Source organism: Wolbachia endosymbiont of Folsomia candida, assembly GCF_001931755.2.
Taxonomy (GTDB): domain Bacteria; phylum Pseudomonadota; class Alphaproteobacteria; order Rickettsiales; family Anaplasmataceae; genus Wolbachia.
Window position 1 is genome coordinate 1500883 of sequence record NZ_CP015510.2, and the last position, 13632, is coordinate 1514514.

Below are 13632 nucleotides of genomic sequence, written 5' to 3' on the forward strand. Positions count from 1 at the left end.
TGATGTGATGAGGGCTTTTCACACAACTTTATGAAGTATTCTATTTAACCGAATGGCAACAGGTACCCTAAAATTAAATGGTAACCAGCTAACTTTTTCAAGTTTAAATGATAACCCAATCATGCTTACACGCCCAATGATATTTTCCATTGGTACAAAACCGATATCAGGGAATCTGCTATCTTGAGAATTGTTTCTATTGTCCCCCATGACAAAAAATTGATCGTCAGGCACATAATAGGCTGGAGTATTGTGAGATAGTCTATGAGAAATATTATCTATTAAAATCTCATGCTCTTTGCCATTAGAAAGTGTTTCTATATATCGAGGTATGTTGTGATTTGACTCATAATCAAGAAAATCTTCCATTGGCCTACGCTCTATTTTTTGATCATTTATGTATAATTCCCCATCCATCATTTGCACTTTATCGCCTGGTGTTCCTATCACTCGCTTAACAAACCTGATGCTATAATTTTTTGTAGGTTTGAAAACTATTACATCACCTTGCTCTGGTGGAGTGTAAAAAATTCTACCGCTAAAAATATTTGGTGAAAAAATGAAAGAATGCTTGCTATATCCATATGGATACTTACTTGTAAAAAGATAGTCACCTTCTAATATAGTACTCTTCATAGAACCGGAAGGCACATGAAATGGTTCGAATAAAAAACTACGCACTAACAGTGCAATTATCAATACATAAAAGAATGAAGATAAAAAACTTTTTGTACTTGTGATCCAATTCTTGTGTAACTCTTTCAACTTTGCTTCCATTGTGGCACCATAAACTGAACTTATTATAATACAAAATTTAAGAAGTGGTAATATGAAATTTTACTAGTAAACATTAATATGAGTATAATAATGTGCCGTTACCAAGATTCGAACTTGGGACCTCGTCATTACCAATGACGTACTCTACCACCTGAGCTACAACGGCAAGTTTATATATTATGATAACAATGAATGATACAAAAAAGAATAAACTAAAAGAAGAAGAAAAAAAAAGATTAGTGAAAGCTTTAAAACAAAATATTTTAAAAAGAAAAAAGCAGCAGCAGAGTAGAAAGAATAAGACACTTTCAAAACTTGCTTGTGATTAGAAGTTTTTATAGCATTGTAGAGCGGTTATTCAATAATAATGGATTTGACAAGAAATTTGGTTTTATTCTTTAATAACGCCTTCTATCAGTGAGATTGTATTGTCCACTCCATAAAGCTTTATAAAAGACCCCATTCTTGGGCCAGTCTGTTGACCAAGCAATGTCTCATACAACAATTGAAACCAATCGCGTAGGTTGGTAAACCCGCATTTTTTTCCAATAGAAAATACCTGAGATTGAATTTCTTCAGCAGCAGCATTATTGGATATGGAACACAAAGTTTCCTTTAAATCTAGCAATGCTTGCTTTTCTGTTTCATTTGGAGTTTTGTATGACTTTGTTGGCTTGACAAAATCGTGATAATATTTCACAGCAAAATCTGAAAGCCTATCGAGCATTTTATTGTTCTCTTGCGTAACATTTGGTGCATAAGTAGATATAAAACCCCAAAGAATTTCTTTATTTTCAGCATTACAAGCTGCTGCCAAATTTAAAAGCAGCGAAAAATTTATGCCTGAAGTTTCTATGTTAGGAACATTACCATTATGAACATGCCACGCAGGATTAGACTCCCCGTCAGGTGTCATTCCAGTGCTTGATGTTATATTTCCTTCTTTATTTTCATGATAGCGTTTTACAAATTCTAAATACTCATCTGTTGACTTTGGTATCACATCAAAATATAAACGTTTAGCTTTTTTTGGGCTTTGAAAAATATACAGAGCTAAACTCTCTGTTGGTGCATAAGTGAGCCACTCATCAATTGAAATTCCATTTCCTTTTGATTTGGATATCTTCTTACCTTCTTTATCAAGAAAGAATTCATAGCAAAATAGAAGGGGTGGCTTTTCTCCAAGTATTTCACATATTTGGCTTGAAAGTATAGCAGATGGTGTTAAATCTTTTCCATGAGCTTCGTAATTCACTCCAAATGCAGCCCACCTCATTCCCCAATCCGGTTTCCATTGCAGTTTACATCTTCCTTTTGTTACAGGAACTTCTACTTTTTCTCCATTTGAATCTTCATATGTAACTGTACCTTTATCTATATTTGTTTCAATTATTGGTACTTGTAAAACTTGAGAAGTTTTTTGGCAGAGTGGTAAAAATGGACTATAGGTCTTCTGCCTCTCTTCTCGAAATGATGGAAGCATCACATCCATGACTTTATCGTAGTTTTTTAGTAGGAGTAAAAGTTTTTCATCGTAGATACCAGATTTATAACACTCTGTTGCGCTTCTAAATTCGTATTCAAATTCAAATAAATCAAGGAATTTGCACAGTAACGCATTCATGTGATGACCATAACTTTCATGAGTCCCAAATGGATCTGGGATCATAGTGAGTGGCTTATTTAAATGCTCTCTTAACATCTCTTGATTTGGCACATTGTCTGGTATTTTTCGCAAACCATCCATATCATCTGACACTGCAATGATTTTAGCTTTTACATCAGGAGCTATTTTTTTTAGTGCATTTACGACAACTGTAGTACGAAAAACTTCTCCAAAAGTTCCTATGTGTGGCAAGCCAGAAGGGCCATAACCGGTTTCAAATAATATCTCTTTTTTATCAGGAAATTTCTGTAATATTTTTTCCGCTTCTTGAAATGGCCAACTCGTCATTACTCAGATTAAATTAGTGATAAATATATTTTACTTAAAATGCTGCTAGTTTCAATGAATTTTTAATATAATGGTATAGTATTAATGCTGAACTGTTATTAAAAAGGTTTAAAGTTATGTCCACAGGTAGTATACAAACAGATCAATTATTTAAAGGTCTTACAAGACCTGCAATGCTTTTTGGTGTCAGCTTCACGTTTACAATACTAAACGTACTGGTCTGTATGTTAGCTTTTATTAACTTGAATGATCTAAGAATAATTCTTCTAGTTTTACCAGGAGTCCACGGACTTGGCTATATTGCTTCTGCAAAAGAACCATTGTTTATTGAGCTATTTATGGTAAAATTCGGAAAGTGCTCAAAATGCTGGAATCGTTTTTATCACGGAGCCAATTCTTATGATATTACTTAAAGTTATGTGATGCTTAGATTTAGAGCTATTCAATCAAAGAATAAATCTACTATAAAAAAGGAAGTTCACGCTGCCGAATTTATTCCTTATTCTTCCTATTGGAATAGCTCAACATTGCTGACAAAGGAAAATTGGTTAGTGAAGGTTATAAAATTAAGTGGTTTTGCGTTTGAAACTGCAGATGACGAAGATTTAGTAATACAAAATAATATCAGGAATCAGATGCTGAGAAGCATTTCATCTCCAGCGTTTAGTTTATATTTCCACACTATCCGGCGTAGAAAAAATATTTTTTCTGACGAATTTGCAAATCAAGATTTGCCAAATTTTTTTGCTAACCATGTTAATCTAAAGTGGAAAGAAAAGCATGCAACAAGGCAATCATTTATTAATGACCTATATATTACAATCATTCGTAGAGCAGATACAAAAGGGGTGGAGTTTTTATCCCATCTGCTTAAAAAGTTTGGGCAAGCAACCTCAAAACATGCATGGGAAAGTGATATGCGTGCCACGTATGAAGACTTGGAAGAAACGACAAACCGTGTAGTAACGAGTCTTAGGAATTATTCCCCAAAAATTCTTGAAGTAAAAGAAACCCCAAATGGCTTATTTTGTGAAATAATGGAGTTTTTATCCAGAATTGTAAATTGTGGCTTCGTTACAAATACACTCTTTCCCCTAAGAACTGAAATATCAAGGTATTTGCCAGTACATAGATTATTCTTTGGCCATAAAATGATACAGGTTGTGACTCACAATGAAAGCAGATATGCTGGGATAGTTAGTATTAAAGAGTACGGAAATAATACTTCTGCAGGAATGCTTGATTCATTCTTACAGCTCCCTTATGAATTCATTATTACACAGTCTTTTCAATTTACAAATAGGCAAATGGCAATTGGAAAAATGCAGATACAGCAAAATCGAATGATACAATCTGCAGATAAAGCTATTTCTCAAATAGCAGAAATTTCGCAAGCTCTGGATGATGCAATGAGTGGTAAGATTGCCTTTGGTCAACACCACTTGACTATTTTATGTATAGAAAAGAGCCCTAAATCACTGGATAACGCTTTATCGTTAGTAGAATCTGAGCTTTCTAATTGTGGTGTTTACCCTATCCGTGAGAGAGTTAATCTTGAGCCGGCATTTTGGGCGCAAATTCCTGGTAATTTCGATTATATAGTAAGAAAAGGCACTATAAGTAGCCTTAATTTAGCTGGATTTGCATCACAGCATAATTACCCTACTGGTAGTAAATTCAATAACCATTGGGGTGATGCTGTTACAGTTTTTGACACAACGTCTGGCACTCCATTTTTTTTCAACTTTCATATAAGGGATGTTGGCCATACTATGATAATTGGTCCAACAGGTGCTGGTAAAACTGTTTTAATGAATTTTTTATGTGCTCAGGCGGTGAAATTTTCTCCGAGAATATTCTTTTTTGATAAAGACCGTGGTGCGGAGATTTTCTTAAGGGCACTCGGTGGTATTTATACTGTAATAGAACCAAGAACTAAAACGAATTTTAATCCTTTACAACTTGATGATACTCCAGACAACAGAACATTTTTAATGGAATGGATAAAGTCTTTAATCTCAGTCTATAATGATAAGTTTACTTCTGAAGATATTGCAAGAATCAATGACGCAATTGAAGGGAATTTTAAACTCAGAAAAGAAGACAGATTCCTGAGAAATCTCGTACCATTTTTAGGTCTTGCAGGTCCTGAAACGCTAGCAGGGTCTATATCAATGTGGCATGGAAATGGATCTCATGCTGCAATATTTGACAATAAAGAGGATCTTTTAGATTTTTCACAAGCAAGAGTGTTTGGTTTTGAAATGGCTAATCTGCTTAAAGATCCTGTTGCACTTGGACCAGTATTGATTTATCTGTTTCATAGAATTAGTATATCCCTTGATGGCACTCCATCTATGATAGTGCTGGATGAAGCATGGGCGTTAATAGATAATCCAGTTTTTGCGCCCAAAATAAAGGATTGGTTAAAGGTGCTGAGAAAATTAAATGCTTTTGTAATCTTTGCTACCCAAAGCGTTGAGGATGCAAGTAAGAGCGCTATTAGCGACACGCTTGTACAGCAAACAGCAACTCAGATCTTTTTACCAAATTTGAAGGCTACTAGTGTTTATCGGGATGTTTTTATGTTAACTGAACGTGAATATATATTAATCAAGCATACAGATCCAAGCACTAGATTCTTTTTGGTAAAACAAGGTGTTAATGCTGTTGTAGCTAGGATAGACTTAAAAGACTTAGATGATATAGTCAATATATTATCTGGACGTGCAGAGAGTGTTATATTATTACATGATATATTAAAAGAGGTTGGAGATAACCCAAAAGTATGGTTGCCTATATTTTATCAGAAGGTAAAAAATGTTTAAAACTAAGCTTTCGTTATTGTTAATCGCAATATTTTTGTTAAATATAGATTTTTTACTTTCATATCCAGTATTTGCTGCTGGAACAAATAAAGTAGATGAAGTAAGTGGCACTGAAGAAACTAAATTTATTAGCCGATTTAATTCTACTGGCAACTTTAGCCGTGCTTCTAATCCTGAATGTAAAGCATTTGAAACAGCTGCTGCTCTTGCTGGAATAACAATTGCAATTGGTGTGATATTTACAGGTATTGTGATAATTGTCTCTTCTGTTGGCACATTTACTGCTCTTGTGATTGTTGGAACAATAGCTGCAGTTGTTGGAGTTTGGAAGGCCATAGGTGGACTTGTTGTTTGTAAGCACACCTTCGTTAAGCACCCAGTTGCACGTGACTATGATGGAAAGTATCAAAGCTTTAAATTATTGGAACCAAAGTATCAAGTTTGTACTGATTGGAATTACCAAACAGAAGATGAATACTTTCAGTGCTTAGAAGATAAGTATAAAGAAATCAACAAAAACTCAGTAATTGATAAAAGAAAAATAGAAGAGGAAGCTTTGAACTTCACTGATAAGGAAAATACAGGCAGTTATCACTGGCCAAAAAACGGCATGCAGTATAGTGAATATATAGAAGTCTGCCATCGAAATCCTTTAACATTTACTAATATTTTTAGAGATATAGATTTTAATGTGAGAGAGAAAGACACTGGATATGAGCATGGAGATTGGTCTCCAAAGGTCGATGGTGAACTGGTATGCAAAAGTCTCAAGGCTGGACAAAGTGAAAAAATACACGGATCTACGTTTAAAGCAGTGAAAAAAATGGATAAGCTCTGTGTTGAATTAGCTAAAATTGAAACGCTTGGCATTTCAATGACTCCTTGGCCACAAGGAATCGATATGGGTTGTACAGATTTACCACCTGATCCTCTTGCTCCTATGTGTCCAAAGTCCATAATGATATTCAAAAATAAAGATGGTAAAGGTGATGAAGAGAAAGTTGCTATTGGTAAAGATGAAGATCACAAAACCATTATAAAATCTAAAGAAAAAGATGGAAAAATTTTCGTACGTTACAACAATAAAGCTTGTTTTCAAAATTATGTTTCAGAAGCTTGTTATAACCAGGCTGGAACTAAAGCATTAGCTCCTATTCCTGTTACCTCTATGATAGTGCAATGTATTAAGGAATCACTGGATAATTTAGTAGCCGGTATTGATTCAGATGGTAATGTATTAACGGAGCGGGATGAATCTGGAAATGTGATAATTGAGAATGGAAGACCGAAATTAAAAGGTAGTTTTATATCTGTAGCACAAAAAAGATTGAAAAATACTGTAACTGCTCTTCTGGTTTTAGCTCTAACATTATTTTCTATTAAAGCAATGTCTGGAGGAGTTCAGAGACCGCAAGAGATGTATATGCTGATCATTAAATTTGCTTTGGTGATGTACTTTACAACTGGTGGTGCTATGCAGCAGTACTATGGATATTTGACCACGCTTTCAAATGGCTTATCCGAAATAGTATTGAAAGCATCGTCTGAAAGTAAAAACATATGTAATTATGAAGGTGGTAATGATTACCAATACATACGTGGTGGAAAAACAATATCCTATAGCTATCTTGCTCCTTGGGATAGACTTGATTGCAGAATTTTCTTTTATTTAGGAGCTCCTTTAGATGGTATTGGAAGTAAAGTTGGAACATCAAGTATAGCAATATTAGCTATTTTGCTTGGAGTCTCTCCTATTTTACTAATTGCAGGTTCAATAATTGGTATTATTTTTGCTGGTGGACAGATTTTAATAGCTCTTGTTTGTATATTCATGTCCATCTTGTTTATGATGGTTATTTTGTGGATGTGCTATGTATTCATTTTATCTCTAGTTGCTTTAAGCGTAATTGTTATTTTATCACCTGTATTTATTCCTATGGTTTTATTTCAGCATACGAAGGGATACTTTGATGGATGGGTAAAAGAATTGATCACCTACAGTCTATATCCAGTGATCCTTTTTGCATTTTTGTCTTTTATGTTCATAGCATGCGATAAAATCTATTACAAAAACTTAACATTCGAAAAAGAAAAACTTACAATATTAGGCAATAAAAAGCAGTGGTTTAAATTGAAAGATGTGTTTAACTCAAGTAGGGAGAAGGTTCATCCATGCAAAGAAAATAAAACTACGCTAGCATGTATGTTGCAAGATTACAGCTTTAAAAAGAGCAGTATACTTGGTGGTTTGATTGATTTTTCACTAGTGGAGTTTGGTGATTTTCAAGGTACGCTTATTGTAGAATTACTAAAGTTGTGTATAGTATTATTTCTCTTTTATCACTTTTTAAATATTCTACCTGAAATGGCTGCTGAGCTTTCTGGCAATCATAGAGCATCATTGGGCTCAGGTTCTACTCCTGGACAAATGGCTGGTAAGGCTGTATCTCTTGCTAGAGCTGCTGCTGGAGATGTTGGTCAAATAGCTAAAATGGCTGGTCAGAAAATTAATCAAGCAGCAGGTGGTGGAAGTAAACCTCGATCTTCTGGCTCAGAAAATTCCTCTTAAGTAATAGGGATATTATGTTTAGATTTTGGTTAATAGCTTTAATGTTTTGCTTATCCGGCTGCGGAGAGCGACACTGTATTAAACCAGAAAGCCTATCAAATTTGCGTGAAAAATTGGATATAGTGTCAACGCAGCAGAAATGGGTTAACTCTGCTGTGCATATTTCAGATACGGTAAAAGTAACAGAAATTAGTATAGTTCCCAATAAACTTAATTTTTGTCCTGATCAATATAAGGATTTTACAGTTGCAAATGAAGGCACTATTGCTACAAGAGAAACAGTTTCATTGCCATTTGCGCTAAAAGAAGGAGACTCGATAAGTTTTAGCATCCTTGAACATAAAATATGTAAGAGTAATGAGAATGATCAGATAAGACATATAGAAATTGATAAAAAGTGTGGTGAGAAAGAAACAGAACATTTTGCAAAGATTTTAAATCAAGAAAAATGTCAGAGTGGCATATGTCCTAACAAATACGCAATAGGCAATGCAGGATGGCTAGATGGAAAAGAATACTCTAGTTCAGGTTTTTCAAATCAAGATGAAAAGAGAAAGGAAATCGAAAATATTATTAACTCTATAAAACAAGGACAAGACATAGATTGCAGTAAACTTTCAGATGATCACAAAAGCAAAATAGATACGTATGTTTTGAACATGATGTGTAAAAAGGTATGCACCACTACTTTAAATGCAAATTGTGTGGAAGGTGAGTCTTATCTTGGAGACAAAGACTTGTTTAACAGTCTTACTGCGGTGATTGATATAAATAGCAGGACCAGCGCATCTGATGACGACAAAAATAATGATATAGTAAAACTAATGGAACTTTTTAGAAAAGAAGTAGAAACAAATGGAATGAAAACTTACATTCCATCTTTGCAAATCACAATGGCAAACGAAGATATAGCAAAGGAAGATTTTGAACATCTGAAAGGTAGCATACGTACTAACTATGACTATACAATGGAAAATGATCACCATGTAGGTGAGAATTTAACTCTTATCTTTGGTAGTTATGGTGGCAAGGGTGGTTACAATATGAGAGTCACAAAAAGTTATAGTCTAAAAGATGACTTGTATATAAGTGTTTCTGATAAGCTACCTGAACATAATCCTGGTGAAAGTTCATCTGATATATCTGTAGATATCAATAAAGTCAATGACTCTCAGTATATGGAAGATTTACAAAAAAAGCTAAAGAGCAAAAATGGTACCATATACTATGGAGTAAGGGATCATGGTTGCAGTTATAAAAATGGGGGCGAGTTTAATATTAGCCTAACGATTAAAGAACCACCTAGAAGGACTTTTAGTGCAATATATAAATTTTTCGATGAAAGAGTAAAAGAAGCATTTTTTGGTTCCAGCTACAAAGATGCTGATGCAATCCATTCTGATACTAGTCCAGTCAAGTCTCTTTACCAAAGCTTTGTTGCATCAAATAGAACAAATACCATTAGGTCTACAATAATATCGCTCTTAGTGTTATTTATAGTCTTATATACACTTTATTACTTCTTTGGGTTATCTCATTCATCTATATACGAATTTTTGCTTATATGCGTAAGAATAGGAATTATTGCTCAGCTATTGCAGGATAATAGCTGGAACTTTTTTTATAACAATGCATTTTCTATATTCGTTAACACCCCAAAAGAGTTAATAGAAATAGCGAATTTTAGAGGTACTACCTCAAATGTTTTTGAATTTCTTGATTTACCGTTGAATAGGTTTTTCTCGCCACACTCAGTATTGTTAATAGTATCTCTTATATTTTCTGGTCCTTTAGGAATTGTTGCTTTTTGCTTAGTGATTTGGGGGTTAATCACAGTTGTCTTATCTATTTTTAATGCTTTATTCTCTTTTGTTACATCTATAGCAATAATAGCGTTGTTATTATCTTTAGCGCCTATTTTTATTATTTGTGCTCTGTTTAAATATACTAGAAAAATGTTTACCAGTTGGATTAGCACCTTAGCTAGATTTGCAATTCATCCAGTAATAATATTGATTTTTATATCATTAATAAGCCAGGTTATGGATTATATTGTGTATTCGGTATTTGATTTTGAGGTCTGTACTACATGTATATTTAGTATTGACCTAAAGATTTTTAAGCCTTGTTTTCTCTATGCTTATGCTTCCAAGTATACACCTAATATCACTGCTATGATGTCTTTTGTGATTTTAGGCCATGCTATGAAAGCTTTGATCAAAGCTTCCTCAGCAATATCTGATTCATTGTTTAATACATACGTACCAGGTGACGCTGGACAACACTACAAGCAGAGTTTATTGGGAGTATTAGGCTTAGATCAAGAAAGTGCTCAAAGAAGAGGAGGAGGCGGTGGTGCTTCTCAGTCACCAAGCGCAGTGAGTAAAAGACCTCAAATACCTCAAGCAGCTAATAGACCTCAAATACCAAGTGGAAAGCCATGATAAATAAAATCTCATTACTACTTATGTTATGTTTTGTAATAACTAGCTGTACAATGGATTGTGTTGAACCTGGGTTGCAAAGTAGAAATACTAGCGTTAATGTTGATGTTCCAGTAAGAGAAACTAATAATGGTTCTAAGATTCATTGGGTTGATTCCAATCAAGTGATTGGTAAAGATGAGCAAATAAAATTTAGTATTGGTGGATCAGTCAACTTTTGCCACTCTAAAAAAGACAAAAATCCAAAAAAAGTACTTGTACCTGCTAGCTTTTGTTCCAATGGTGACGTGCCAAATTATGATAAAGCTAAGGATATTACTAAAGTGCCAGATAATTATGGTGTTAAAGCGCTAGATAATTATGGTGTTAATGAAAAGGAACTATGTGTTGATAAGGGTATTGATAAGGGTTTTGGTAGTAGCAGGCGTTATATTGATACTGAAATAAAAGTCAATCCTGGTGATAAATTAAGCTTTAGTTTAGTGCCTAGAAAAATAAAAATTGATTGTAATAACCTAGATCTTTTTAAAGGAAAAGTTGTCTTGGACGGTGATTATAAAAATATTAGTGGTAGTAATGCTACCATACAAGATATATGCAAGGGGGGTCAGTTTATTAATAAAAAAGGTGAAGTGGTTGATCTTAACCCATTAGACAAAAGAAAAGATAGCAAGGGAAATGAACATTATCAAGCATATGAGGTCTTTGTTGGTAATGGATACACCCCCTATGATAATAAAGTACATGATATTCAAGCTAAAGTGCCGTGGATAAATGGTGCATTATTAGATTTACGTAGAGTGAAAACAGGATTGAATGATTTGTGTAGTCAGGATCAAGGTCATGAGTGGGAAAAAAGATGCGATTCGAATGAAGGAAAAAAATATAGCTCTTATGAGCTTAACTGTTATGTTCAGAATATATGCTATAACGACCAAGGTGTATGGAATGGGGGTTCTAACAAGAATTGTGCTTCTTCGATAAGATATGAAAAGTACGATAATCGTCAAGGTGCATGTGATATGTACTCTCACTTAAATAAAGTTAAAAAAGAGCTTACGGATGATAAAGATTCTACACTAGATCAAAATGCTTCCTGGGCTGAGGCTCTGGTTGCAAAGATTGCTCCAAGTATGAATTATGACAATACTCCTGAAAATGATCGTCTTGATATAAGGAATGATGCTGAAGGTACTCAATGTCTTCCACAAGGAACAGGAGCAAACGGTGATTCAGTGTGTTCTAAGATAGACAATGACTTTGAGCATTTTTCTTTGAGATTAAATTATGATTATACAGTTAATACAAACATAGAACCTGGTAGTAGTGTAATGCTTGGTATAGCAGATCATGGTGCTTCTGGATTTAAGAGAGGTGGCTATCATGTGGAAGTAACTAGATCATGTGAATTTACTGAAGGTAACAAATTGTATTTCTACCTAGGTGATAACCCTCCGATGGATTTACCTGGTATAGGAACCAATGATTTTAACAGTGTGCTAGGACTACATAAAAGAAAAGAAGATAATGTTTACTATTACAAAATAGATGGCGGTTCCTTCCTTGAAGGAGAGACCAAAAAGATATACTTTGGAATTGATGTAAGTAATGTAAAAGTAGAGGATATCACATATGAAAAGGACAAATATTATGAAGATAACAAATATACTGTAAATTTATTTGTAAAAAAGAAAATCAATAATTTTATTTCATCAACTGTAAACGATATATTCAAGTTTATAATGGAAGGAGGTAATGAAACCATTAAAGATTCGTATGAAGGGTATAGAAAAGGTTTGCTCCAAGGAGTAAGAGCTTTACTTACTTTATATGTTATATTTACCGTTGTAGGCTATATGCTTGGAACAGTACAACTGAGTAAATTTGATTTCATTGTAAGGATAACTAAGATAGCATTTATAGCTTTTGCATTTAGCGAGCAAAGCTGGGAACTTTTTGGTACAAATTTATCCAAGCTTTTTGTAGGTGGAAGCGTTTATTTAGTTGATAGCTTTTCTGGTTATATAGGGGAAGGGGGCAAAAAATTTGCATTCCTAGACTTAACAGCAGGGGTATTATTCACAAGCGAAACTTGGTTAAAGTTCCTATCGTTGATGCTTTCTGGCCCTTTTGGTTTTATTGCATTTTTGTTAATACTTAAGGCTACTTTTATGTTTTTAAAATGCATGATTAGCGCTATAGTGAAATATGTGATAGCTACAGTTTTAGGGGCCTTTTTATTATCATTAACGCCTTTATTTATTGTGTTTATGCTATTTCAACAGACTAAGTCCTTGTTTGATAACTGGATAAAAACGTTGGCTCAAGTTTCATTTCAACCAGTCATTTTATTTTCGTCTTTAGCTATTTTAAATCAGTTAATGTATTCCGTACTATATAATCTCACAAACTTTTCTGCATGTTATCAATGCTTAATTAGCGTAAACTTCATGTCATATGATCTTTGTCTTATGAAGTCGATATTACCTCTTGGATATAGTGCAGGCACTAGTGTTGATGTTGCATTAAATAGTGGAAGATCTAGTGGATATTTTGCAGCATTACCAATAGATCTAGTACAAGCATTTATATATTTAATAATTGCTGGTGCAATGGAAGCTTTTGTTTCTATGTCAGATGCTATGGCTCAAGCAATATTTGGAGTTAGTTTTGGAGTTGCTGGTAATATTGGCCGCGTTGCTCATAGCGCATCACAATCTGTACTTTCAACTGTTGGCCTTGATGATAATACTCAAAATATGATACAGCGTATTAAGGGAGGACCGCCTAAAGATAAGGCAGGTGTCGATTTTAAAGGTAAACCACCATCTAATGATCAAACACCAGGTCAATCAGGTGGCCCAGAAAGTGCTGGTGATAAAACTAAAGAAGGTAAGACTAAGCCGCCATCTAATGATGGAACGCCAGGTAAATCAAGTGGTCAAGAAAGTTCTACTGAAAAAGTTACAAGAAAAGGCTCAGAGGGGGAAGAAAGTAAATGATTTTACGTGGTAACGAATTAAAAAGATATTTTAAGTAAAATTTTAGAAATTTATTTCT

8 protein-coding genes and 1 tRNA gene are annotated in these 13632 nt (G+C 34.1%); 6 read left to right on the forward strand and 3 right to left on the reverse strand.

Annotated elements, in window-relative coordinates:
* Positions 1–18: 18 nt before the first annotated feature.
* Both lepB and ASM33_RS06940 read right to left on the reverse strand, forming a co-directional pair.
* The gene (gene lepB / locus ASM33_RS06935; protein WP_110409801.1) at positions 19–777 is read right to left on the reverse strand and encodes a signal peptidase I; all 759 of its coding nucleotides are present in this window, start codon (positions 775–777) and stop codon (positions 19–21) included.
* A 93-nt stretch (positions 778–870) separates the two neighbouring features.
* Positions 871–943 (reverse strand) — tRNA-Thr (locus ASM33_RS06940).
* Between the two features lie 22 nt (positions 944–965).
* Between ASM33_RS06940 and ASM33_RS08400 the strand changes: the two genes are divergently transcribed.
* Positions 966–1106, forward strand: coding sequence for a hypothetical protein (locus ASM33_RS08400; protein ID WP_162297595.1), 141 nt, complete (start codon positions 966–968; stop codon positions 1104–1106).
* Between the two features lie 62 nt (positions 1107–1168).
* Here ASM33_RS08400 and ASM33_RS06945 read toward each other — a convergent pair whose 3' ends face one another.
* Positions 1169–2731, reverse strand: coding sequence for a lysine--tRNA ligase (locus ASM33_RS06945; protein ID WP_110409800.1), 1563 nt, complete (start codon positions 2729–2731; stop codon positions 1169–1171).
* 116 nt (positions 2732–2847) lie between these two features.
* Between ASM33_RS06945 and ASM33_RS06950 the strand changes: the two genes are divergently transcribed.
* From ASM33_RS06950 to ASM33_RS06970, 5 genes are read left to right on the forward strand one after another with little or no spacing between them, the layout of a single operon-like run.
* The gene (locus tag ASM33_RS06950) at positions 2848–3144 is read left to right on the forward strand and encodes a type IV secretion system protein VirB3 (RefSeq protein WP_110409799.1); all 297 of its coding nucleotides are present in this window, start codon (positions 2848–2850) and stop codon (positions 3142–3144) included.
* 9 nt (positions 3145–3153) lie between these two features.
* Entirely contained in the window at positions 3154–5559 is a 2406-nt protein-coding gene (locus tag ASM33_RS06955; RefSeq protein WP_110409798.1) for a VirB4 family type IV secretion/conjugal transfer ATPase, read from the forward strand.
* The gene (locus tag ASM33_RS06960) at positions 5552–8128 is read left to right on the forward strand and encodes a TrbL/VirB6 family protein (RefSeq protein ID WP_110409797.1); all 2577 of its coding nucleotides are present in this window, start codon (positions 5552–5554) and stop codon (positions 8126–8128) included. Before ASM33_RS06955 ends, ASM33_RS06960 begins: the two co-directional genes overlap by 8 nt.
* A gap of 14 nt (positions 8129–8142) precedes the next feature.
* Entirely contained in the window at positions 8143–10572 is a 2430-nt protein-coding gene (locus ASM33_RS06965) for a TrbL/VirB6 family protein (RefSeq protein ID WP_110409796.1), read from the forward strand.
* Positions 10569–13574, forward strand: coding sequence for a TrbL/VirB6 family protein (locus ASM33_RS06970; protein ID WP_112477239.1), 3006 nt, complete (start codon positions 10569–10571; stop codon positions 13572–13574). Before ASM33_RS06965 ends, ASM33_RS06970 begins: the two co-directional genes overlap by 4 nt.
* Positions 13575–13632: the final 58 nt, after the last annotated feature.